Below are 24,431 nucleotides of genomic sequence, written 5' to 3' on the forward strand. Positions count from 1 at the left end.
ATTCTTTACTTGAACCCCCAAATGGAATCGGCAAAAGTGAAGGTGCAATCAATCCCTTCATGGATTTGCCGTCTTTTCGGGCCAGCGTCCGACCACACATCTATTGGAAAAAATACCGTGAGCAGCGATGTGTTAACACGCGCGACGAAGCCTTCGGCTTCGATGGCGCTTGCAACTGCGGCAGGCTGGGGCCGAGGCCTCTTCACATTGGTGCGCATCACCATGATGGCCTTCCGCCACCCCTGGCAATCCGGCTTTGCAATCGGCGCCACGCTTGTTGCCTCCACCTTCCAGCTGATGATCCCGCGCCTTCTCGGCCAGGCCGTCGACCATACGCAGATGGCGATGAGCGGTGGTGCGGCGGGTCTGCTGGCACAGGACGCGCTTTTGACCACGGCATTGTTGCTGCTTGGCGCCAGCGTGCTGCGCGGCCTCTTCACCATGGTCCAGAACTATTACAGCGAAGCTGTCGGCCATCACATCGGATATGAGTTGCGGCTGGCCTGCTACGAGAAGATCCAGCGGCTCTCCTTCAGCTTTCATGACACCGTTCATTCCGGCGACCTGATCACCGTCGGCCTGCTCGATCTCGAAGGCGTGCGCATGTATTTTTCCACCGCACTAGTCCGGATGATCCTGCTGTCGACCCTGATCGGCATCGGCGCCTATATGCTGCTGTCGACCGATGTCGTGCTCGGCCTCCTGGCGCTGAGTTTCGTGCCCTTCGTCGGCTGGCGCTCATCGGTGACGCAGCTCAGGCTACGCGCCACCTGGCTCGACCTGCAGGAGCGGCTTTCGGTGCTGACCCGCATCATGGAGGAAAATCTCGGCGGCATTCGCGTCGTGCGCGCCTTTGCCGCCCACGAACACGAGATTTCGAAATTCGAGGCGGCGTCGAAGAGCGCGCTGGCGCTCGCGCATCAGCGCGTCGGCATCCGCGTCACCAACACCAGCGCCATGACCTTCTCCTTCTTCGCTGCGATGGGTCTGGTGCTCTGGGTCGGCGGCGGCAAGGTAATGTCTGGTGAAATCACCGTCGGCACGCTGGCCTCGTTCCTGACCTTCATGACCATCCTGCAGATGCCGGTGCGCCAGCTCGGCCTGATGGTCAATGCCTTTGCCCGCGCCTCCACCTGCGGCTCGCGCCTCTTTGCCCTTCTCGACCTCGACGTCGCGATCAAGGATGCGCCGGATGCGACAGAGCTGAACGTCACGGACGGCGTGCTGCGCTTCGAGAATGTCAGCTTCGCCTATCCCGGTTCGGAAAAGCGCACCGTGCTCGACGATGTCTCCTTCGAAGCCAGGCGCGGCCAGACGATCGGCATCGTCGGCCCGCCCGGCAGCGGCAAGTCGACGATCGCCCATCTCATTCCCCGCTTCTACGACGTCAGCGGCGGCAAGATCACGATCGACGGTCAGGACATCCGCAAGGCGACGCTGCAATCGCTGCGCCGGGCGGTTGCCGTCGTGCAGCAGGATTCCTTCCTGTTCACGACGACGATCGAAAACAACATCGCCTATGGCGACCCATGGGCGAAGGAAGGCCGCATCGAGCGCGCCAGTGAAAGCGCCCAACTTCACAATTACGTGCTTGGCCTGCCAATAGGCTACGGCACCGTCGTCGGCGAGCGCGGCGTTTCGCTGTCCGGCGGCCAGCGGCAGCGTCTTTCGATCGCCCGCGCGCTGATGTTGAAACCGGCGGTGATGGTGTTCGACGATTCGACAGCGGCTATCGACGCCGCCACCGAACAGCGCATCCGCGGCGCCATGCGCCGCTATGCCGCCGACCGGGTGACAATCATCGTCGCCCACCGCCTGAGCTCGCTGATGCATGCCGACCAGATCCTGTTCGTCGAAGACGGCCGGATCGTCGAGCGCGGAACGCATGAAGCGCTGCTTTCGCTCGGCGGGCGCTACAAGGCGCTCTACGACCTGCAGGTGCGGCCGGGCGACGAGGTCTTGAGCGCCTAGCAATGAATTCCGTTCTTCTGCCCACCAGGGAGAAGAGCGGACAAGCAATGACTATGCAGGCCACCGGACGTGATGGCCGCGGGAGGAATGGCATGGCCGAGGAACTGGAAACCGAGCGTCCCGACGTTCGCGAGGATGGACGCCGCCCGCCGCGGGCGGTGGTCGGTTCGCATCGCGTCGAGGAGGAGATGTTTGGCAAGGCCTTCGACGGCAATATCGTCAAGCGCATCTGGGTTTTCGTTCACCCCTATCGCCGCCAGGTCCTGTGGTCAGTCGTCGCCGTTCTGACCTTCACGATGATGCAGCTCACCATCCCGCTGATCATCCGCTATGCCATCGACCACGGCATGTCGCCGGGCGGCAACCATTCGGCCCTGGTGTGGTCGATCGTCGCCTTCACGATTGCCATCCTCATCAACTATGCGGCAAGCTATGCGCAGGAGACGCTGGTCGGCGGCGTGGCCGAGGACGTGCTCTTCGATATCCGCAAGGCGATGTTTTCGCATCTCCAGCGCGTCTCGCTGTCCTTCATGGACAAGACCGAAGTCGGCCGGTTGATGTCGCGCCTGCAGGGCGACGTCAACTCGATGCAGGAATTCCTCGAAACCTCGGTGCTGTCAGTCGGCGACATCGTGCTGCTCTTCGGCATCGTCTTCGTGATGCTCTATCTCGATTTCAAATTGGGGCTGCTGACGCTCTCGGTGCTGCCGGTGCTGTTCATCGTCCGGCTGTTCTGGCTGCCGCTGGCCCGCAAATCCTTCATGGCCGCGCACGAGACCAATTCGGTCGCGAACGGTGCGCTTGCAGAAGCGATCCATGGCGTGCGCGCCGTCCAGAGCATGGACAGGCAGGGCGTCAACTTCACGCTCTACGACGACAAGGCGCATGCCAACCTCAAGACGCATCTGACGGCGGCGCGCTATGCGCAGGTGATGGTGCCGATCGTCGACAGCCTGACCGGCGTGGCGATGGCGCTCGTCATCGTCGTCGGCGGCGCGCGCGTTCTCAATCAGGCGCTCGATGTCGGCGTGCTCGTCGCCTTCCTGTTCTACATCCAGCGCTTCTTCGACCCGATCCGTTCGCTGACCCTGCAATATTCGGTGATGCAGCGCGCCATGGCGTCCGGCCAGCGGCTGACCGAAGTGCTCGACGTGCCTGTCGACATCAAGGACGCGCCCGACGCCAAAGCCTTGTCGCGCGACATGGACGGATCGGTGGAATTCAAGGACGTCGTCTTCGGCTACAATCCGAAACACCCGGTGCTGAAGCACGTCAGCTTCAAGGTCAATCCCGGCGAGACGGTAGCGCTGGTCGGGCCGACTGGGTCCGGCAAATCGAGCTGCATGTCGCTGATCCATCGCTTCTACGACGTGCAGCAGGGCCAGGTGCTGGTCGGCGGCGACGATGTGCGTGATCTGACGCAGGATTCGCTCGGAGCGCAGATCGCCATGGTGCTGCAGGAACCCTTCCTCTTCACCGGCACCGTCTTCGAAAACATCCGCTACCACAAGCTGGAGGCGACGCGCGAACAGGTGATCGAGGCCGCCAAAGCGGTCGGCGCGCATGATTTCGTGATGCGCCTGCCCGATGGTTACGATAGTGTCCTCGGCGAGCGCGGCGGCAACCTTTCGCTCGGCCAGCGCCAGCTTTTGAGCTTTGCCCGTGCCTTGGTGGCGGATGCGAAGATCCTCGTGCTCGACGAGGCGACGGCCAATATCGACAGCTATACCGAGATGCTGATCCAGAAGGCGCTGGTGAAGCTACTCGAAAACCGCACCGGCCTCGTCATCGCCCATCGCCTCGCGACGATCCGTGAGGCGGACCGCATCATCGTGCTGCAGAACGGCGAAATCATCGAAAGCGGCGACCACCGCCAGCTGATGAAGAATGGCAAGCTCTATTCCAAGCTCTACAATTTGAACTACTCCTCCTTCGACGACATTCCCGAAGACGTGCTGGAAGAGACGACGACAGCGGAGTCGGCGACCTAGCGCATCGTGCTTTCCGAAAATCGGAATCGATTTTCGGAAAGCACGATTCGCGGATTGAAGGTGTTAGAGCGACCTTTGTGCGTCCGTGAGGACGCACGGCGCTCTAATCTCAGGCGACATGCATTAACGCCTGTCGCAAAGTTTGAACGAACCGACGACTTGCTGCCGCATTTCCCTTTTATCCGGGGCGAGTGCCACTGAGGAGAATATTATGAAGAGAGTTACCAGCAGCCTGTTGATCGCAACGGCCCTTGTTGGATTGGCCATTCAGCCCGCTGCGGCGCGTGATCGCCATCACCACGATAACACCGGTCGAATTATCGCCGGCGGCGTTGCCGCAGGTGTTGTTGGCGGGCTAATTGGCGGCGCAATCGCCAATGGCGGCGGCCCTCGCTATGTCGATGGTCCTCGCTATGTCGAACCCGCGCCGAGATGCTGGTATGAGGACCGCGATGTCCGCAACCGCTACGACGGCGGCTATCATGCCGAAACTGTACGCGTCTGCGAATAACGGGCAGACTTGGCCTTCCCTATGGCGGCGCGGATCTGATCATACGTCGTCGCCGCTGATTTTCGCCCATCAACCGAGGCTGCATCCGGCAGCCTCGGTTTTTCTTTGCTTGGCCAATCAGTTGGTTCGCAGTTACTCCCCACAGCAAAAATTTCTGGCTGCCTCGGCCGCCTGTCATCCGGCTGTTAGAGACGATCAATAGCTGAAAGCCGATGAATGATGGTCCAGTGAACGGCGACAAGACGCCAAAGAAAGAACGCATGCGCTTCGTCAGCGCCGAGCAGGTGGCGCAATTGGCGGGCGTTTCGCGCTCAGCCGTCTCGCGTACCTTCACGCCGGGCACCAGCGTGGCGCCTGCAACGCGCGAAAAGGTGCTGCGGGCGGCTGAAGAACTTGGCTACCATGTCAACGACCTGGCGCGCGGCGTGCTTGCCAACCAGAGCCGCCTTGTCGGCATCGTTGCGACCCGGCCGGAAGTGGGTTTTCGCGCGCATCTGGCCGCAGCGCTTGCCAAATGCCTGATCAAACGCGGCAGCATCCCGATTCTCATCAACACCGGCCAGACGGAAGACGAGCTGCTCGCCGCCCAGAAGATGCTGATCGGCCACCGTGCCGAGGCGATCATCATCCTGTCCGGCTCGCCGCCGGCGAGTTTCTTCGAGCTCGCGCAGCGAAATGGCCAACCGCTTGTGGTGATCGGCCGTTCGGAACCCGACGCCGACCATGTGCGCGCCGGCAACTCCGAGGCCTCCCGCAAGGCGGCGACGGCCTTTTACGAAAACGGCAGACGGCGGCTGGCGGTCATCGGCTCCAACACCGGAACGCCTGCTATCATCGAGCGCGAAAGCGCATTCCTGTCGACAGCCGAGTCGCTCGGTGTCTCCGTCGTCGTCGGACGTGGCGGCGATTCTGACTATGACGGCGGCGTCACCGCCGCACGCGCGCTCTTTTCGGAGACAATAAAGCCCGACGCCATCTTCTGCGCCAACGATCAGATCGCTTTCGGACTGATGGATGTCGTGCGCCTCGAAGCGCGACTGCGCATCCCCGAGGATGTCGCCGTCATCGGCTTCGACGACGTGCCGGAATCCTCCTGGCTGAGCTATCAGCTGACCACCTTCCGCCAGGACCCGCTGACCATGGCGCAGCGCGCCGTCGAACTGATGGAGCGGCGGCTTGAAAACCCGGACTTGCCTCCGGGTTACGAACGCGTCATTCCGGAGCTCGTCATCCGCCAGAGCTTCAGACTCTGACCCCTCCCTCTGTCTTTTCGCAGGCGCCATCCTGTGGCAAGAAGGGCTGACGGTTTGACGCATGTCGTTATCCCAAAAGCGCTGCACAGTTTTGGGCGACATGCATTGGGGAGGAAGATCGCCGCAGATGAAGGGAATTCGCCAGCTCGCCGAGCATCTCGACATTTCGATCGGAACGGTGTCCCGTGCGCTGAACGGCAAGCCCGACGTCAATGACGAGACACGTCGGCGCGTACTCGCCGCCGCCGAAGAGCTCGGTTACGTCGCCAACCAATCGGGCCGCAGCCTTCGCCAGGGCATGACCAACGTCATCGGGCTGATGCTTGAAGTGAGCCGCGAGACGGTCGAAAACAGCGACGACTTTTTCCTTGGCGTCACCGACGGGCTACAGAGCGTCTTTTCCCGCCACAAGCTCGATCTCGTCATGCTGCCCTGCCCCGATGACGAGGACCCGCATGAATATCTGAAGCGCATGGTGGCGCGCCGGCTTGTCGACGCGCTGATCATCTCGGCGACACGGCGCACCGATAGGCGCATCGAGCTTCTGGAAAAGGCCCGCATCCCCTTCGTGGCGCTTGGCCGCAGCGCGTCGGGCGGCAGCTACACCTGGATGGACCTCGATTTCGAGGGCGTGGCGGCGCGCGGCGTCGACCGACTGGTCGCCAAAGGCCACCGGCGGATCGCGGTGGCCGCCCCCTCCTCCGACATCAATCTCGGTTACCTCTTCCTCGACGCCTACCGCCAGGCGCTGCAACGGCACGGTATTGCCTTCGACCCGACCCTCGTCATCCGGGTCAAGTCGAGCGAACAGGGCGGTTACCAGGCCGGCCACGAATTGCTGATGATCGAGGAGCGGCCGACGGCGATCATCCTGATCCACGAACTGATGGCGATCGGGCTTTATCGCCGGCTTGCCGAGGCGGGCATCGTGCCCGGCCGCGACCTCGCCGTCGTCGGTTTCCGCGAGGAGCCGCGCACGCATTTCCTGCAGCCGACGCTGACATCCTTCCGCATGTCGCTACGCGATCTCGGCGCGCAGCTCGGCGAAACCCTGCTCGCCACCATGCCGGCCTATGCCGATCACTATCCGCAGGGCGCCCGAAACAGGATCTGGCCGCTGGAACTCGTTCCAGGCGAAAGCGACGCTTTCACGCTGACGGCCTGAAGCCCGCCGCGTAGATACTTTTAGCGGCTTGATCAGACCCGGCTAGGAGCCGCCGAGATTTCCGACCGAATTGATGGCAGCAAGGCCCGCCGCAGCCCCTGCACCCGCGTTGCATTTTCTCCGAGGCCACGACCAGTCATGTGGCCGCACCTGGGGAACCGGGTGCGGCCTGTGGTTGACTATTCAGCAGCGGCAACAATGGCGCGGCGGCCGATCGTTGCCTGGGTCAGCACGAAGGCTGCGAAGGCGCAGAGTGCGATGCCGGCGGCCATCGGAACGGCTGTGCCGTCGAAGAAGATGCTCGATATGACCATGGCGACGGCAGCGATCACGAAATGCAGCGTGCCCATCATCGACGAGGCGGTGCCGGCGATCTCGCCGTGATCCTCAAGCGCGAGCACCGCGCTCGTCGGGATGACGAGACCGAGGAAGCCGTAGCCGATGAACAGGAAGGTCGCCAGGACAGGAAGCTGGTTGAAGCCCGCGGCCATCACCACCGCCATGACGACCATGGCAAGGGCAAAAGCGCTGACCGCAATCCGCATGACGCGCACGAGGCCGAAACGCTCGCCGAGCCAGCCCGTCGCCTGCGATACCGCGAAAAACGACACGGCGTTGATCGAGAAGGCGAAGCTGTATTGCGTCGGCGTCAGCCCGTAATGCTGAATCAGCACGAAAGGCGAGTTGGCGAGATAGACCAGGAAGCTCGAAATGCCGAGGCCGCCGATGAAGGTCAGCGTCAGGAAATTGCGGTCGGCAAGCAGCAGGCGGTAGGCCGCCATGGCGCTTTTCAAACCGCTGCCGCTGCGTTCGGTCGCCGAACGGGTTTCGTCAAGCTGGGTGGCAAGCAGGACGAGGCCGATGAAGGCGGCGATCGTCACGGCCCAGAATACGCCGCGCCAGCCGTAGAACTCGATGACGGCGCTGCCGGTCAGCGGCGCCAGGATCGGCGAGATCGAGAAGACCAGCATTAACAGCGACATCAGGCGGGCGGCCTGCACGCCGGTATGCATGTCGCGAACGATGGCGCGCGGAATGACCATGCCGGCGGCACCGCCGATACCCTGAACGAAACGGAAGGCGATCAGCGTTTCGATATCGGTCGCCAGCGCACAGCCGATCGAGGCGACGGCGAAAAGGCCGATGCCGAGATAGAGCGGCAGCTTGCGGCCCCACATATCCGACAGCGGACCATAGACGAGCTGGGCGAGCGCAAAGGAGATGAAGAAGGCAAGAAGGGTAAGCTGGGTGACGTTGTTATCGGCATGCAGGTCCTGGCCGATGGACGGCAGCGCAGGCAGATACATGTCGATGGCGAAAGGCCCGATGGCCGACAGAAGGCCGAGAATGAGGGCAATGCGAAAGAAGGGAGCCGTCATAATGGTGATCTTTCATAAAAGCGCAGCGGAAATACCGGATCGTCGCTCCGCGACATTGCTCTGAGAGCGCCGTGCGTCCTCTCGGACGCACAAGGACGCTCCAACACTTTAAATCTACGCACGTGCTTTCCGAAAATCGGTTCCGATTTTCGGCGATGCGCGGGCTCAATGATGATCGTTCGCGCAAAGACGAAGTTGGGAGCTCATATCTCAGCGGCGGAACCAGGAGTGTCAACAAATTTGGACACGTATGTAAAATTAGACGCCATTGTCTAAAACGTCAAGACGTCTTATCTTCGCTCTCATGAAAGATCGCATGACACCGGCAGTCCGGATGACGGGGCATACGCAGCGCGGACAATGCGCCAAGCGCATGTCGATCCTCGATGCCGCGGCAGACGTATTCTGCCGCCAGGGTTTTGCCGGCGCCAGCATCGACGAGATCGCCGCCGTTGCCTGTGTCTCGCGCCAGACGATTTACAATCACTATCGCGAGAAGGAAACGCTGTTCGTCGCCGTCGTCGAAGACGTCATGAACCGCGCCAACGCCATGCTCTTCTCCGTGCTGTCGACCTTCCCGGATCGTGCCGACAATCTGGAAGACGATCTGACGGCCTTCGCCGTGCGCCTCAACAAGAACTGCATCTGCAACCACGATGGAAAATTCCTGCGCAAGCTGGTGCAGACCGAGGGCGAGCGATATCCGCACCTCTTCGAAAGCTGGCGCCAGCAGGGGCCGGGCAAGCTGACCACCGCACTGTCCGCGCTTTTCGGACGGCTTGCCCATAAGGGCGCGCTCGCCATCGATGATTTCGACGTCGCCGCGAGGCAGTTCGTGGCGCTCGGCAATGCCGATCTGCAGATGATGATCCTGCTCGGCGGCACGCCCACCGACGAAGAACTGGAAAACGCGGCGCGTAACGCCGTCCATACCTTTCTCAAGGCCTATGGCAGGCCGGAGGCGGAAAAGGCCGGTCATCCGCCGCAGCTCGCAGCCATATCCGGCTGATCAGGCCCTTACGATCGGGCCCCGTCCGATCAGGTAAAGACCGTCATTTGTGAGGGTACGACCGCAAACATGCCGACACGGCGCGCGGCAAGGTATTTCACCAGCTGTTCGACAACCGAAGGCATGACCGGCTTCTGGACCACGCCGACCGCGCCCTTGACGCCGTCAGCCACCACTTCGGGATTGCCGGTCATGAAGACGACGGCAATGCCATGCTCCTGCGCCAGCCGCCGGCCGATCTCAGGCCCGGTCGGGCCGTCGGCGAGATTGACATCGACAAAAGCAATGTCGGCAAGCGGCGCCAGCCGCAGCGCCTGTTCGCGATCATTCGCAAGGCCCGCAACCTGCATCCCCATGCCTTCCACCGTCGCCTCAAGATCGAGGGCGATCAGGAATTCATCTTCGACGATCAATACTCTCTGTTTCATGAGATCATCTCGTTGCCAGCGCCGCACGACATTGGTGGCCATGATACGTCCCCTTGGTTACGCATAACTCGAAAGAGGTATCCGCTCCGGCAGTCTATCCGACGCGAAACTCATGGCAGTAACGGGCAAGTCGACGATATGTTCCGCGGTGGAACGCCGTTTCTTGTATTTAAGATATTGTTAACGTTGACAAATTCTTAAGAATAAAGAACATGAAGAAAAAAGGCGGCACCCGATCGTGCTCAGTCTCAACTGCGCGCCTTCTGGATGGGGACGCGGTAAGGCGGTATTAGCCATTCTGTGAGCTCGAAGATGAGGATCAGGTTGAGAAGCAAATTTGTCATTTTAGCCGCCGTGGTCGTCAGCTTGTTCGCTTACACGAAATTGATGGCCAGGATCGGCGCGGGCTCACCACCTCCAGATGCGCCGTTGGAGCAACAGGCTGACAGCATTCGCGTTCATAAAGCCGAACGCCGGATGGTCCTTCTCAAAGGGGATACCCCCATCTCAACATACCGGATTTCTCTTGGGCAGGCTGCCGATGAGGGTCCCAAGCAACGAGAAGGTGACGAGAAAACACCTGAAGGGCGTTATGAAATAGACTGGCGAAATCCCAAGTCCATGGCGCATCTGAGCCTGCACATTTCATATCCAGGCCCTGATGATCGGCGCAACGCTGAAGCCGGTGGCTTTCCTCCCGGCGGCAATATCATGATCCACGGGCTTCCCAATGGCTGGGGCCTATTCGCAAACGCCCATCGACTGTGGGATTGGACGGATGGGTGTATTGCGGTCACCAACTCGGAGATGCGCGATATTTGGGCCCGCGTCCCCAACCACACGCCCATAGACATCATGCCCTGAACTGTTGCGACGAACGCATTGCATCCCTGTGTTCGGAGCCGACAATCCCAGGACCGACAGGATCGATCAGCCCTTGACCTTCATCACGAGGACCGGCTTGCCGCGGTAGTCGGCGGGAAACAGCGACTTCAGGTTCTCGATTTTCGGCAGGTCGTTGTAGACGATATAGGGATAGGTCGGATTGAGCGTCAGGAAATCCTGATGATAGGCTTCAGCGGGATAGAAGCCTGTGCCTTCAGACACCTTGGTGACGATCGACTGCGGGAAGACATGCGCCTTGTCGAGCTGGCTGATATAACTCTCGGCGACCTTGCGCTGCTCCGGATCGGCAACGAACAGCGCCGAACGGTACTGCGTTCCCCGGTCCGGCCCCTGAAAATTCAGCTGCGTCGGGTTGTGCGCCACAGAGAAGAAGATCTGCAGCAACTTGCCGTAGGTCACCTGTTTCGGATCGAACTTCACCTGGACGGCTTCGGCATGGCCTGTCGAGCCGGTGCTGACGGTCTCGTACTGCGCCGTTTTGGCGTCGCCGCCTGCATAACCGGAGACGGCGCTCTCGACACCCTTCACGTGCTGGAAGACGCCCTGGACACCCCAGAAACAGCCGCCGGCGAAAATGGCAGTCTCGGTGCCTGAGCCGGCCACCTCGTCGACGGCTGGCGGCGGGATGACGACGGCATCTTCGGCCGCGTCTGCGGCACCCGTACCGAGCGAGAAAAGAGTGGCTGCAAGGAGCGCGGCAAGGCTCCTGCGGTGGGAAAACGGGGACATTTGCGCTACCTCCTGCGATCACCCAAATCCTTGCTCATCCTTGCAAAAGCCGCAAATCACAAGGCGGTCACTCACGCCGAAGTGACAGCCGGACGAAAGCGCCTGTGCGAAGTTGAAACAGCGCGCGAGTCGAGTTGACAATCTCGCGTGGAGTGAGGAGAGTGCCGGCCGGTCAGAGCCAGCATTCCGGGGGGAACCTATGTCCGTGCGCTCGTTCTTTGCATTCGCGACAATCGCATTTTCCATGATCGCCGTCAGTTTTCCCGCAGCCGCTGCGGATAACAAGCGCGACATCCAGACGATCAAGGACGCCGATTTCTTCGGCTTCGATCTTCGCACGGAACAGAATGTTTCGCTCGATCAGTGCAAGACCTCCTGCATCGGCGACAAGAGCTGCAAGGCCTTCACCTACAATCCCAAGGTGAAATGGTGCTTCCTCAAATCCGATTTCAAGACGATGAACGCTTTCCCCGGCGCCATCGCCGGCAAGATCGTCGAAACGGCCGGCCAGCAGGAACGGGACATCGGCGCCGCGCCGCGCCTGACCTTCCTGAGCAACGATCTCATCCAGCAGGCCCACGACTTCAAGGACAATCTCACCCTAGCCGACGACCAGCAAGGCCAAGGCGTTGACAGCCTGACGGCCAACGCCCGCCTCGACCTCACCGCCAACAACCTGGCTGACGCGCTGAAGTCCTTCCATGGTGCGTTGTCGATCACACCTGACGACGCCGATCTCTGGCTCGAAACCGCTCGTGCCGCAGCGTCGCTCGGCAGCGCCGAGAGCAGCACGACGGGACAAGCGGTAGTCGACGCGCTAAACGGCTACGAGCTGACGCGCACCACCGCCAAGCGCGCCGATGCGCTCGCCATACTCGCCAATGCACTGGAACGAAACGCCAATTACCGCCCGGCGCTCGACGCCTACAAGGCGAGCCTGGCGCTTGTCGGTGCCAAGGATGTGCAGGCCGCCTACCTGCAGCTGAAATCGACGCAAGGCTTCCGCGTCACCGAACATACTGTCGATGCCGACAGCGCCACGCCACGCGCCTGCGTCACCTTCTCCGAGGCGCTGGTCAAAACCACGGACTACACACCTTTCGTGACGCTGAACGGCGAAGCGCCGAAGGCACTCGAAACCAAGAACAAGCAGATCTGCGTCGAAGGGTTGACGCACGGCCAGACCTATAAGATCGGCTTCCGCACCGGGCTGCCGTCATCAGTCGACGAGGTGCTCGAAGCACCTGTCAGCATCGACGTCTATATCAAGGACCGCAGCCAGATGGTGCGTTTCACCGGCGACAGCTTCGTGCTGCCGTCAACGGCGCGCCGCGGCATCCCGATCGTTTCGGTCAACATGACCTCGGCCAACCTCAAACTCTACCGCATCGGCGATCGCGCCATTGCACCGCTGCTGACCAATTCGCAGTTCCTGAGCCAGCTCGACGGCTACAGCGCCCAGAACATCCAGGATCAGAGCGGCGAACTTGTCTGGCAGGGCTCGATCGACATCGCCAACGAGCTCAACAAGGACATCGTCACCAGCTTCCCGGTCGACGAGGCGCTGCCCGAGCGCAAGCCCGGCATCTATGTGATGACCGCAACGGCGGCAAACGGCCCAGCGCAGGAGTGGAATTCGCAGGCGACGCAATGGTTCCTGGTCTCCGATATCGGCGTCACCACCTATGCCGGCACGGACGGGCTCAACGTCTTCACCCGCTCGCTCGCTTCGGCCAAGCCGATCGCAGGCGTCGAGCTGCAGCTGCTTGCCAAGAACAACGAAGTGCTCGGCACTGCGACGACCGACGAAAACGGCCGCGCCACCTTCACCGCCGGGCTGATCCGCGGCACGGCGGCGCTGACGCCCGCCGTCATTGCCGCCAGGAACGGCACCTCGGACTACGTCTTCCTCGACATGACGCGCGCCGGCTTCGACCTTTCCGACCGCGGCGTGACCGGTCGTGCAGCACCCGGCGCGATCGACGTGCTGACGTTTACCGAACGCGGCATCTACCGCGCCGGCGAGACGGTGCATGCGCAGGCGCTCGCCCGCGACACCGATGGCAACGCCATCGAGAACCTGCCTCTCACCTTCATCTTCAGCCGCCCTGACGGTGTCGAGGACCGGCGGATCGTCAGCCAGACCAGCAATCTCGGCGGCTATACCGTCGATTTCCCGACCCAGGAAAACGCTATGCGTGGCACCTGGACGATGAACATCTATACCGATCCCAAGGGCAGCGCGATCGCCACCAAGAGTTTCCTCGTCGACGATTTCGTCCCCGATCGCACCGACATGGAGATCAAGACCGAGGCCAAGGAAGTCGGTCCGGACACGCCGGCGACGATTACCGTTTCGGGCAAATATCTCTACGGCGCCCCGGCCGCCGGCCTGACGCTCGAAGGCGACGTCGTCGTCAAGCCGACGCGTGAGAGTGCGGCCTATAAGGGCTTCTTCTTCGGGCTTGCCGACGAAGAAGCGAGCGAGGATTCGCGCCAGCCGATCGACGGCCTGCCGGAACTCGACGAGAACGGCGAAGCCTCGACGGATCTCACCATCAGCGAACTGCCGGCAACGACGCAACTGCTGAACGCCACCGTCTATATGCGCATGCAGGAGGCGGGCGGCCGGGCCATCGAGCGCACTTTGACCATTCCGGTGAAAAATCAGGGCGCATCGATCGGCATCAAGCCGGAATTTTCCGACGAGTTGCCGGAGAACTCGATCGCCAACTTCACGGTGATCGGCGTCAAGGCCGATGGACAGAAGCAGGAGGCGAAGGGCCTGCGCTGGAAATTCTATAGCCTCAACCGGCAATACCAATGGTATCGCGAAGGAACGGCCTGGAAATACGAGCCGGTCTACACTGCCGAGCAGGTCTCCAACGGCAGCGTCGACGCGACGATGGACGGCGGCAAGATCTCCGTGCCGGTGACCTGGGGCCGCTATCGCCTCGAAGTGGAAAGCCCCGATGCCGACGGCCCGACCTCCAGCGTCGAATTCGACGCCGGCTGGTTCGTGAGTTCGACCTCGACCGAAACGCCCGACGGGCTGGAAATCGCCCTCGACAAGGACAGCTACAAGATCGGCGAAACGGCCAAGCTGAAAGTCACCTCGCGCTACGGCGGCGAGCTGATGGTGACATCAGGAACCGAAAAGCTGGTTGCCGTACAGAACGCCACGATCGGCGAGACCGGCGGTGAGGTCGACATCCCCGTTACATCGGACTGGGGTGCCGGTGCTTATGTGACCGCCACGCTCTTCCGCCCTGGCGACGCCCAGGACAGCCACATGCCGATGCGCTCGATCGGCATCAAATGGCTGAAAGTCGATCCCGAACAGCGCGCGCTGCAGGTGACGCTCGACACGCCCGAAAAGATGCTGCCGCGCGGACCACTGAACATTGGCCTGCAGGTGGCGGGCGCCGGCGCCAACGAGGATGCCTATGTGACGGTTGCTGCCGTCGATGTCGGCATTCTCAACCTGACGCGCTACGAACCGCCGAACCCGGAGGACTGGTATTTCGGCCAGCGCCAGCTCGGCCTCGAAATCCGCGACCTCTATGGCCGCCTGATCGACGGCTCGCTGGGTGCGACCGGCAAGCTCCGGACCGGCGGCGATGGCGGCGCCATCGCGCTGCAGGCAAGCCCGCCGACGCAGAAGCTCGTCGCCTTCTTCTCCGGGCCCGTGAAGCTCGACGCCGAAGGCAAGGCCAATGTCTCCTTCGACATTCCGCAGTTCAACGGCACGGCGCGCGTCATGGCGGTCGCCTGGTCGAAATCAGGCGTCGGCCACGGCGTCAAGGACGTCATCATCCGCGATCCTGTTGTGGTAACCGCGAGCCTGCCGAAGTTCCTCTCCCCCGGCGACCAGGCCAATCTGCGCCTCGACATCGCCAATACCGATGCGCCGGCCGGCGACTACAAGCTGCAGCTGACCGGCAATGACGCGGTCGGCATCGAAGAAGCGTCCGCCTCGCAGACAATCCGCCTCGAGGACGGCGCGAAATCCGAGCTGACGCTTTCGCTCATCGGCAAACAGCCGGGCGCCGGCAGCGTCTCGATCAACCTCTCCGACGCCTCCGGCCTTTCGCTCGACCAGACGGTCGACGTGCCGGTGCGCCCGGCCTCCTTGCCGATCACCGAACGCAGGGTGCTGGCGCTGAAGCCGGGGGCAAAACTCACCGTCGACAAGAACTTGCTTGCCGACAGCGTGCTGCCCGGCGCCTCGATCAGCGTCAACGTCACCCGTTCGGCCGCCTTCGATATCCCAGCCCTGCTGATGACGCTCGACCGCTATCCCTTGGGATGCGCCGAGCAGACCACCAGCCGGGCGCTGCCGCTGCTCTATCTCGCCGAAGTGGCGAAGCAGGCGGGCATGGAAAACGACGAGGACGTGCAGAAGCGCGTGCAGGATGCGATCTACCGCGTGCTTTCCTATCAGGCCTCGGCCGGCAGCTTCGGCCTCTGGGGACCGGATTCGGGCGATGTCTGGCTCGATTCCTACGTCACCGATTTCCTGACGCGGGCCCGCGAAATGAAATATGACGTACCGGAAAGGGCTTTCGTGCAGGCGCTCGAAAACCTGCAGAACACGCTGTCCTACACCACCGACATCAAGGGCCAGGGCGACCAGATCGCCTATGCCATCTACGTCCTTGCCCGCAACAAGAAGGCTGCGATCAGCGATCTGCGCTACTATGCCGATACGATGATCAACGACTTCCCGACGCCGCTCGCCAAGGCGCATATCGCCGCCGCGCTGGCGCTCTACGGCGATGCGCAGCGTTCGAAGACCATTTTCCTCGACGCGCTGCAAATGTCGGAGCAGTCGATGGTGTCACGCGTGAACCTGTCGCGCACCGATTACGGCACGATCCTGCGCGACGGCGCGGCGATCTTGGCGCTTGCTGCCGAAAGCCGGCCGGTCCCGCCTGTCATCCCGGAACTCGCAAAGGCGGTCGGCAAGGAATGGGAGCGCAGCAAATACAAGAGCACGCAGGAAGAAACCTGGATGCTGCTTGCCGCGCGCGCCATCCAGGGCGGTGACGATGGCCTGAAGGTCGATGTCAATGGCGCCGCACACACTGGTGCCTACATGGCACGCATGACCGGCGATGCGCTCGCCGACCATCCGCTGACACTGACCAACCAGACAAACGACACGGTTTCGGCCGTGGTCACCACCGTTGCCGCCCCGACAGTGCCGCTCCCGGCCGGCGGCGACGGCTTCATCATCGAGCGGACCTATTACACGCTCGACGGCGAGCAGGCGAATGTCAGCGAGGCGAAGCAGAACGAACGCTACGTCGTCGTCATCCATGTGCGCGAAACCAATGACTGGCCGTCGCGCATCGTCATCACCGACCTTCTGCCCGCCGGCTTCGAGATCGACAATCCAAATCTCGTCGACAGCGCCCAGATGACGAATTTCGACTGGATCGGCGAGATCTCCGCTGCCCATACCGAATTCCGCTACGACCGCTTCGTCGCCGCCTTCAACCGCGCGACAGGCGACAACCGCGAATTCAACGTCGCCTATGTCGTGCGCGCCGTCACCCCCGGCACCTACGACCATCCGGCCGCAAATGTCGAGGATATGTACCGGCCGGAGCTTTCGGCCCGCACGGCAACAGGCAAGATGGAGGTCGTGACGGCGCAACAATGAGGCGGCGGCACAAGTTTGCGATCGGGTCGGCTGCCGGCATCATTCTTGCCGGCGCGGCTCTCTTTGCGCTCGATGCCGCCGACAGGGCCTTTCCGCCGCCACTCGCCAGGGCGAATGCCGTGTCGGCCGAAGTGCTGGATGCCGATGGGCAATTGCTGCGTGCCTTTGCGACATCGGAAGGCCGCTGGCGGCTGAAGACCACGGTTCCCGAGGTCGATCCGCAATTCCTGCGCATGCTGATCGCCTATGAGGATCAGCGTTTCTATGACCACGGTGGCATCGACCCCTGGGCGCTCGGGCGCGCTGCCGTGCAATTGGTCAGCAACGGCCGCATCGTCTCCGGCGCCTCGACGCTGTCCATGCAGGTGGCGCGGCTGATCGAACCGCGCGAAGGGCGCTCGCTTTCGGCAAAGCTCTTGCAATTGGTGCGCGCCGTGCAGATCGAGCGGCGGCTGTCGAAGGAAGAGATCCTCGACCTTTATCTGACGCATGCGCCCTATGGCGGCAATCTGGAAGGCGTGCGCGCCGCCAGCCTTGCCTATTTCGGCAAGGAGCCGCGACGCCTGACGGTCGCCGAGGCGGCGCTGCTCGTCGCCCTGCCGCAATTGCCGGAACGGCGCCGGCCGGACCGCAATCTCAAGGCAGCCGAGACCGCACGCAAGCGTGTGCTCGACCGCGTCGCGGTCGCTAGAGCCGTTGGCGACGGCGAAGCGGAGCGGGCCGAGGGTATCGCGGTCCCACCGCGGCGCATGCAGTTGCCCGCACTTGCCGCCCATGTCGCTGAAGCGGCGCTGCGCAAGGAGCCGACGGTTCTCAAGCATCAGACGACGCTGAAGAAACAGGTGCAGCAAGGGCTGGAGGCGGTTGCGCGGGCAGCGGCCATGAAGCTCGGGCCGAAGCTCTCGCTTGCCATGGTGATGGCGGATGCGCAAACCGGCGCGATCGTCGGCGAGGTCGGCTCGGCCGACTATTTCGACGCCAGCCGTTCCGGCTGGATCGACATGACGCGCGTCAATCGCTCGCCGGGCTCGACCCTGAAGCCCTTCATCTACGGGCTCGCCTTCGAACAGGGCCTGGTGTCCCAGGAGACGATCATCGAAGACCGGCCCGCCGATTTCTTCGGCTACCGGCCGCGCAATTTTGACATGAGCTATCAGGGCGACGTTACCGTGCGCGAGGCGCTGCAGCTTTCGTTGAACGTGCCGGCCGTCAAGCTGCTCGATGCCGTCGGGCCGTCGCGGCTGATGGTCCGCTTCCGCCGCGCCGAGGTACGCCCCGTCCTGCCGCCAAATGAGACGCCGGGGCTTGCGATCGGTCTTGGCGGCGTCGGCATCACCCTGAAGGATCTGGTGCAACTCTATACGGCGCTCGCCAATCGCGGCCAGCCGGCAAGGCTCGGCGACGGCGTCACCGGAGCGCCGGGAAAACTCGAAGGCGAACCGCTGCTGGAGCCGGTCGCGGTCTGGAACGTCGCCGATATTCTCTCCGGCGTCATTCCCCCCGCCGGCGCCCCGCAACGCGGCATCGCCTACAAGACCGGCACGAGTTACGGCTATCGCGACGCCTGGTCGGTCGGCTATGATGGCCGCTTTGTGCTCGGCGTCTGGGTCGGGCGGCCCGACAATAGCGCCGTGCCGGGATTGACAGGTTATGGCACCGCCGCGCCCATCCTGTTTGAAGGTTTCGCCAAATCCGGCATCGCGACGACGCCCCTGCCCCGCCCGCCCGCGGGCGCCGTGCGCATCGCCCAGTCCGAGCTGCCGATCAGCCAGCGGCGTTTCGCCCTCAATGCCAGCGGGCTGCTCGCCTCCGGCCGCGAGGCCGCGCCGCAGATCATCTATCCACCCGAGGGCGCGCATGTCGATCTCGGCGCAGGAAAAGGCAACGTGTCACCGCTGATGCTGAAGCTCCAGGGCGGCCGCGCGCCCTTCCGCTGGCTTGCCAACGGCAAGCCGCTGCCCGACCTCTCCCGCCGGCGCATCCAGCAATGGCTGCCCGATGGCGGCGGCTACTCCAAACTGACCGTCATCGACTCGGCCGGACGCGCCGCAAGCGTCGGCGTTTTCATCGACTAAAGCATCGTTCTTTGCGCGTCTGAAAAGACACGCGGCGCGGTAAGGGAACAAAGCCGCGCTGCAACCGTTGGGGACAATCTCCTTCCAACGTCAGACGGCCCCATGACACTTCCGACAGCGACCTACCGGATACAATTCCGCAACGGCATGACCTTCGATCGCGCCTGCGGCCTCGTCCCCTACCTCAAGACGCTTGGCATCAGCCACCTCTACGCCTCTCCGATCTTCACCGCCGTCAGCGGCTCGACCCACGGCTATGACGTCACCGACGCCAACGAAATCGACCCGGTGCTCGGCGGCCGAGCCGGATTCGACCGGCTGACGGAAAGTCTTGCCTCCGCGGGCATCGGGCTGATCCTCGACATCGTCCCGAACCACATGGCGGCCTCGCCGGAAAACGGCTGGTGGCGCGACGTGCTGACATTTGGCCGGCAAAGCGCCTATTCCGGCCACTTCGACATCGACTGGAGCGAACCGCTGACGCTGCCGCAGCTCGGCCAGGATTTCGAGGGAGCACTAGCCAACGGCGAACTGCGCGTCGCGCTCGACGAAACGCATGGCAATTTCGCCTTCGGTTATTTCGAAACGCTGTTGCCGCTGAACCCCGGCAGTTACGGAGCGATCGCAAACCGGCTCGACGATCCGGTTGCCACCAGAATGGCGGAAGCTGCGGCCGTCACCTCCGGCGAGAACTTCAACCGCGCGATGCGCGATATCCTCTTTGAAGGCGGCGACCGGGCAGCCCTCCGGCAGAAGCTCGATGACGTCTCGGCCGATCGCGATTTCGCCAGAAGCCTGCATGAGGGGCAGCATTGGCGGCTGACCCATTGGAAGGAGGCGGCACGACATCTGAGCTATCGACGCTTTTTCGAGGTGACCGGACTGGTCGGCATCCGCGTCGAAGATCCCCCCGTGTTCGAGGACATGCACCGGCTGGTGATCGAGCTGGTGCGCCATGGCAAGGTCCAGGGTCTGCGCATCGACCATGTCGACGGGCTCGCCGAGCCTAAGGCCTACCTCGACAGGTTGCGGGAGGCGGCCGGACCGGACACCTATATCGTCGTCGAAAAGATCCTCGGGGCCAGCGAGGTCCTGCCGGAGAGCTGGCCGGTCGCCGGCACCACGGGATATGAATTCATCGCCGCGCTCAGCGAGCTGTTCATCGACGCCGGCGGTCTGCGCATTTTGGACGATGCCTATCGCAGCATCGCCGGCGAGACGGGTGATCTCGAGGAGAGCCGGCGGATTGCCAAGCGACTGATGGTCGAGCGCAATTTCGCCGGCGAGACCGACAGGCTGGTGTCGATCGCGGCCGGCATCTTTCCCGAGGTGAAAAGAGACGAGATCGCCACTGCGCTCAGCGAGTTGCTGATCGCCTTTCCGGTCTACCGCACCTATGGCGACGGCGGCCCGCTTTCCTGGCAGGATTCAGCGGTGCTTGCGGCGACCGCCTCGCAAGCCATGGAGCGGCTCGACGATCGGCGTGCATGCGACCATGTGCTGACGCTTCTAGAAGGCAAGGTCGAAGGTGACCCGGCCCACGACTTCCGTATCCGCTTCCAGCAATTGAGTGGACCGGTGATGGCGAAGGCGACGGAAGACACGTTGTTTTACCGCTATAACAGGCTGCTTGCCGCAAACGAAGTCGGCGGCGAACCGGGCAAGGCGCCTGGCGGCCCGGAAGAATTCCACCGCCGCATGGCCGAGCGGGCCAGGCTGCAGCCGCATGGGCTTTCGGCAAGCGCCACCCACGACACCAAACGCGGCGAGGATGCGCGCGCAAGGCTTTATGCCCTGAGCGAGGGCGCCGATGTTTTTGCCCAGGCGGTCGAGCGGTGGCGTGAGATGAACCGGCCGTGGCTAAAGGATCGGCCGGATGGCATAGCGCCGGAACCCAATGTCGAATGGATGCTCTATCAGGCGCTGGCCGGCATCTGGCCGGAGGATTTCGACCGGGGACAGACCGAAGAACTCCGCGAACGCTTTACCGATTATGCGGTCAAGGCGGTGCGAGAGGCGAAACTGCGCAGCGGCTGGACAGAGCAGGATGCAGCATACGAGGAAGCGGTCACCACCTATGCTGCGGCGCTGGTCTCGCCTGACAACGACGTCTTCCTCGAGGATTTCGAAAGGGTGCTGCAGCCTTTCATCGCGGCGGGTTACCTCAACAGCCTGTCGCAGACGCTGCTCAAGCTGACGGCCCCCGGCATTCCCGATATCTACCAGGGTGCGGAGGGTTTCGATTTCAGCCTCGTCGATCCCGACAACCGCCGGCCGGTCGATCATCTGCGGCTGACGGCCTGGCTTGATGAAGCCGGGCCGATCGCCAAGCTGCCGGCGGCGGCGCTGAAGCAGCGCCTCGTCTGGATCGGCCTGCAGCTGCGCCAGCGGCAGGCAGAGCTCTTTGCTGGAGGCGACTATCTGCCGCTGAAGGTGACGGGCAGCCGGCGCGACCATGTGCTTGCTTTTGCCCGGGTGCATAAGGGTGATTTCGCCATCATCGCGGCGCCGCGGCTGATGTTCGGCTGGCTCGATCCGGGCGTGCTCTTTGCCGGTCCGGAATTCTGGGAGGATACAGCGATTGCCGTCCCCTCCCCGCTTCACGGTCTGAAGGCGGATCTGGTGACCGGAAAGACGATCGAGCCCGGGGGAAGCATTTCGGTCGCCAGCCTGCTCGGGAGCCAGCCGGTCGGGCTGATCACCCCGATCTGAGGATCAGCCGCCGTAAAAATCTCGCCCATGAAAATAGTTCTTGACCTTCCAGTCGCTGGAAGGTTGATAAGACTATCCAAGCGCCCTCCGGGCACAGGAGATAGTCATGGATATCAAGCACGAACACGATCACCATCACAGCCACGCCGATGGCGATAATCATTGCCATTGCGGCCATGAACAGGAGAAGGCAGTAAGCGCCATGATCCGTGATCCTGTCTGCGGCATGACGGTCGATCCGCAGGCCGGCAAACCCTCGCTCGACCATGACGGCCGCATCCATCATTTCTGCTCCGAGGGCTGCCGGACGAAGTTTGCGGCTGCACCTGAGGATTATCTGACAGCGAAGGACCCCGTCTGCGGCATGACCGTCGATCGCTCGACGGCGAAACACTTTCTGAAAGTCGACGGCGAAAAATTCTATTTCTGCTCGGCCGCCTGCCACGCGAAGTTCGAAGCCGACCCGTCAGCCTATCGCGACGGCAAGCGCCCACCGGCAAAGCCGGCGCCGACGGGCACGCTCTATACCTGCCCGATGCATCCCGAAGTCGTCAGCGACCGTCCCGGCGACTGCCCGAAATGCGGCATGGCGCTGGAGCCGATGGGCATTCCGCCTGCTGATGAAGGCCCGAACCTGGAACTCGTCGATTTCGTCAGGCGGCTCTGGGTCAGCGCCATTCTCGCCGTGCCGCTGTTGGCGCTGAGCATGGGACCGATGTTTGGCCTGCCGCTGCGGGACGCGATCGGCGAGCCGCAGGCGACATTCATCGAACTGCTGCTGGCAACACCGGTGGTGCTCTGGGCGGCCCTGCCCTTCTTCCGCCGCGCATGGGCGTCTGTCGTCAACCGCAGCCCGAATATGTGGACGCTGATCGGTCTCGGCGTCGGCACCGCCTATGTCTACAGCGTCGTCGCCACGCTTGCGCCCGGCATCTTCCCGATGAGCTTCCATGGCCATGGTGCGGCCGTGCCCGTCTATTTCGAGGCGGCCGCCGTCATCGTCGCGCTCGTCTTCGTCGGCCAGGTGCTGGAATTGAAAGCCCGCGAACGCACCGGCTCGGCAATCCGCGCATTGCTCGACCTTGCGCCGAAGACGGCGCGGCGCATCGATGCCGAGGGTAGCGAGAGCGACGTGCCGGTGGACGATATCCAGACTGGTGACCGGCTGCGCGTGCGCCCCGGCGAGCGGGTGCCGGTGGACGGCTCCATCCTCGAAGGCCAGTCGACCGTCGACGAATCGATGATCACTGGTGAGCCCCTGCCCCTGGAGAAGTCGAAGGGCGACCCGCTGACCGGCGGCACGATCAACAAGAACGGCACCTTCGTCATGGCCGCCGAGAAAGTCGGCGCCGACATGGTGCTGTCGCGCATCGTCGACATGGTCGCCAAGGCGCAACGCTCGCGGGCGCCGATCCAGAGTGCGGTCGACCGGGTGTCGGCCGTCTTCGTGCCGGCGGTGATCGCCGCCGCCGTCCTTGCCTTCCTCGTCTGGGCCGCGATCGGGCCGGAGCCGCGCATGGCGAATGGCCTGCTTGCCGCCGTCGCCGTTCTCATCATCGCCTGCCCCTGTGCGCTCGGCCTTGCAACGCCGATGTCGATCATGATCGCGACCGGGCGCGGCGCGCAGGAAGGCGTGCTGATCAAGGACGCCGAAGCGCTGGAGCGTTTTTCCAAGGTCGACACGCTGATGGTCGACAAGACCGGCACGCTGACTGAAGGCAAGCCGAAGCTTACCGATATCGTCGCCTTCGGCGGAGTCGAGGAAAACAGACTGCTGTTGCTGGCGGCAAGCCTGGAGCGCGGCTCGGAACATCCGCTGGCCGAAGCGATCGTGTCCGGCGCAAAGGAGCGCGGCGTCCCTTTCCTGGAAGTCACCGGTTTCGAGGCAAAGACCGGCAAGGGCGTTCAGGGCCGTGCCGGCGGCACGACGGTAGCGCTCGGCAATGCGGCAATGCTCGCCGATCTTGGCATCGATCCGGCAGCACTTGCCGAGAAGACCGAAGCCCTGCGCGGCGACGGCAAGACGGTGATGTTCGTGGTGTTCGACGGCGCGCTTGCCGGTCTCGTCGCCGTTGCCGACCGCATCAAGCCGACGACAGCAGCCGCCATCAAGGCACTGCATGAGAGCGGATTGAAGATCATCATGGCGACCGGTGACAACGAGCGCACGGCGCGTGCGGTGGCGAAAAGTCTCGGCATCGACGAGGTGCGCGCCGATCTGCTCCCGGAAGGCAAGAAGGAGCTGATCGACGAGTTGCGCGCCAAGGGCGCCATCATCGCCATGGCCGGTGACGGCGTCAACGACGCGCCGGCGCTTGCCGCCGCCGATGTCGGCATTGCCATGGGTACCGGCGCCGACGTCGCGATGGAAAGCGCCGGCATCACATTGGTAAAGGGCGATCTGAACGGCATCGTCAGGGCGCGGCGACTGGCGGAGGCGACGATGAAAAACATCCGCCAGAATCTCGGCTTCGCCTTCGGCTATAATGCGCTCGGCGTGCCGATCGCGGCCGGCCTGCTCTATCCGATCTTCGGCCTGCTGCTTTCGCCGATGATCGCCGCGGCAGCGATGAGCCTCTCGTCCGTTTCGGTCATTGCCAATGCGCTCAGACTGCGCTTTGCAAAATTATAGGA

Annotated in this window: 14 protein-coding genes; 11 read left to right on the forward strand and 3 right to left on the reverse strand. The window is 63.0% G+C overall.

Going from position 1 to position 24,431, the window contains the following annotated elements; genetic code table 11:
- Positions 1 to 9 precede the first annotated feature (9 nt).
- The 5 genes from G9X67_RS04075 to G9X67_RS04095 all read left to right on the forward strand — a co-directional run bounded on the left by G9X67_RS04075 (position 10) and on the right by G9X67_RS04095 (position 6,891).
- A complete protein-coding gene (locus tag G9X67_RS04075) occupies positions 10 to 1,971 on the forward strand; it encodes an ABC transporter ATP-binding protein (RefSeq protein WP_171598152.1) in 1,962 nt (653 codons plus the stop codon).
- Between the two features lie 92 nt (positions 1,972 to 2,063).
- Positions 2,064 to 3,962, forward strand: coding sequence for an ABC transporter ATP-binding protein (locus tag G9X67_RS04080; RefSeq protein WP_171598153.1), 1,899 nt, complete (start codon positions 2,064 to 2,066; stop codon positions 3,960 to 3,962).
- Between the two features lie 211 nt (positions 3,963 to 4,173).
- Positions 4,174 to 4,473, forward strand: a complete 300-nt coding sequence (locus G9X67_RS04085) for a hypothetical protein (RefSeq protein ID WP_138389802.1) — start codon at positions 4,174 to 4,176, stop codon at positions 4,471 to 4,473.
- Positions 4,474 to 4,685: 212 nt separating this feature from the next.
- A complete protein-coding gene (locus tag G9X67_RS04090; protein ID WP_171598154.1) occupies positions 4,686 to 5,726 on the forward strand; it encodes a LacI family DNA-binding transcriptional regulator in 1,041 nt (346 codons plus the stop codon).
- Between the two features lie 127 nt (positions 5,727 to 5,853).
- A complete protein-coding gene (locus G9X67_RS04095; protein ID WP_171598155.1) occupies positions 5,854 to 6,891 on the forward strand; it encodes a LacI family DNA-binding transcriptional regulator in 1,038 nt (345 codons plus the stop codon).
- A gap of 179 nt (positions 6,892 to 7,070) precedes the next feature.
- Here the strand turns inward: G9X67_RS04095 and G9X67_RS04100 are convergent, their stop codons facing one another.
- The gene (locus G9X67_RS04100) at positions 7,071 to 8,270 is read right to left on the reverse strand and encodes a multidrug effflux MFS transporter (RefSeq protein WP_138331556.1); all 1,200 of its coding nucleotides are present in this window, start codon (positions 8,268 to 8,270) and stop codon (positions 7,071 to 7,073) included.
- Positions 8,271 to 8,538: 268 nt separating this feature from the next.
- Between G9X67_RS04100 and G9X67_RS04105 the strand changes: the two genes are divergently transcribed.
- The gene (locus tag G9X67_RS04105; protein ID WP_138331555.1) at positions 8,539 to 9,279 is read left to right on the forward strand and encodes a TetR/AcrR family transcriptional regulator; all 741 of its coding nucleotides are present in this window, start codon (positions 8,539 to 8,541) and stop codon (positions 9,277 to 9,279) included.
- 29 nt (positions 9,280 to 9,308) lie between these two features.
- Here the strand turns inward: G9X67_RS04105 and G9X67_RS04110 are convergent, their stop codons facing one another.
- Entirely contained in the window at positions 9,309 to 9,749 is a 441-nt protein-coding gene (locus G9X67_RS04110; protein ID WP_138331554.1) for a response regulator, read from the reverse strand.
- Positions 9,750 to 10,031: 282 nt separating this feature from the next.
- Here G9X67_RS04110 and G9X67_RS04115 point away from each other — a divergent pair, with 282 nt between their 5' ends.
- On the forward strand, positions 10,032 to 10,571 hold the full coding sequence (locus G9X67_RS04115) for a L,D-transpeptidase family protein (RefSeq protein ID WP_138331553.1): 540 nt from the start codon (positions 10,032 to 10,034) through the stop codon (positions 10,569 to 10,571).
- A gap of 66 nt (positions 10,572 to 10,637) precedes the next feature.
- Here the strand turns inward: G9X67_RS04115 and msrA are convergent, their stop codons facing one another.
- Positions 10,638 to 11,342, reverse strand: a complete 705-nt coding sequence (gene msrA, locus G9X67_RS04120; protein WP_171598156.1) for a peptide-methionine (S)-S-oxide reductase MsrA — start codon at positions 11,340 to 11,342, stop codon at positions 10,638 to 10,640.
- 199 nt (positions 11,343 to 11,541) lie between these two features.
- Here msrA and G9X67_RS04125 point away from each other — a divergent pair, with 199 nt between their 5' ends.
- From G9X67_RS04125 to G9X67_RS04140, 4 genes are all read left to right on the forward strand, one after another.
- Complete coding sequence (locus G9X67_RS04125; RefSeq protein ID WP_171598157.1) at positions 11,542 to 17,010, forward strand: alpha-2-macroglobulin family protein; 5,469 nt, start codon at positions 11,542 to 11,544, stop codon at positions 17,008 to 17,010.
- Positions 17,007 to 19,085, forward strand: a complete 2,079-nt coding sequence (gene pbpC, locus G9X67_RS04130) for a penicillin-binding protein 1C (protein WP_171598158.1) — start codon at positions 17,007 to 17,009, stop codon at positions 19,083 to 19,085. The genes G9X67_RS04125 and pbpC overlap by 4 nt, the downstream gene beginning before the upstream one ends.
- Positions 19,086 to 19,187: 102 nt before the next feature.
- On the forward strand, positions 19,188 to 21,797 hold the full coding sequence (gene treY / locus G9X67_RS04135) for a malto-oligosyltrehalose synthase (protein ID WP_171598159.1): 2,610 nt from the start codon (positions 19,188 to 19,190) through the stop codon (positions 21,795 to 21,797).
- A 106-nt stretch (positions 21,798 to 21,903) separates the two neighbouring features.
- Complete coding sequence (locus G9X67_RS04140; RefSeq protein WP_171598160.1) at positions 21,904 to 24,429, forward strand: heavy metal translocating P-type ATPase; 2,526 nt, start codon at positions 21,904 to 21,906, stop codon at positions 24,427 to 24,429.
- The last annotated feature ends 2 nt before the right edge of the window (positions 24,430 to 24,431 follow it).

It is taken from the genome of Rhizobium sp. WYCCWR 11152, from assembly GCF_013087615.1.
Classification (GTDB): Bacteria; Pseudomonadota; Alphaproteobacteria; order Rhizobiales; family Rhizobiaceae; genus Rhizobium; species Rhizobium indicum.

Bases quoted from the DNA above. Each gene is read 5' to 3' on its own strand.
- msrA (WP_171598156.1), bottom strand. From the start codon at position 11,342: ATGTCCCCGTTTTCCCACCGCAGGAGCCTTGCCGCGCTCCTTGCAGCC.
- G9X67_RS04110 (WP_138331554.1), bottom strand. From the start codon at position 9,749: ATGGCCACCAATGTCGTGCGGCGCTGGCAACGAGATGATCTCATGAAA.
- G9X67_RS04090 (WP_171598154.1), top strand. From the start codon at position 4,686: ATGAATGATGGTCCAGTGAACGGCGACAAGACGCCAAAGAAAGAACGC.
- G9X67_RS04125 (WP_171598157.1), top strand. From the start codon at position 11,542: ATGTCCGTGCGCTCGTTCTTTGCATTCGCGACAATCGCATTTTCCATG.
- G9X67_RS04100 (WP_138331556.1), bottom strand. From the start codon at position 8,270: ATGACGGCTCCCTTCTTTCGCATTGCCCTCATTCTCGGCCTTCTGTCG.
- pbpC (WP_171598158.1), top strand. From the start codon at position 17,007: ATGAGGCGGCGGCACAAGTTTGCGATCGGGTCGGCTGCCGGCATCATT.
- G9X67_RS04085 (WP_138389802.1), top strand. From the start codon at position 4,174: ATGAAGAGAGTTACCAGCAGCCTGTTGATCGCAACGGCCCTTGTTGGA.
- G9X67_RS04140 (WP_171598160.1), top strand. From the start codon at position 21,904: ATGGATATCAAGCACGAACACGATCACCATCACAGCCACGCCGATGGC.
- G9X67_RS04080 (WP_171598153.1), top strand. From the start codon at position 2,064: ATGGCCGAGGAACTGGAAACCGAGCGTCCCGACGTTCGCGAGGATGGA.
- treY (WP_171598159.1), top strand. From the start codon at position 19,188: ATGACACTTCCGACAGCGACCTACCGGATACAATTCCGCAACGGCATG.
- G9X67_RS04095 (WP_171598155.1), top strand. From the start codon at position 5,854: ATGAAGGGAATTCGCCAGCTCGCCGAGCATCTCGACATTTCGATCGGA.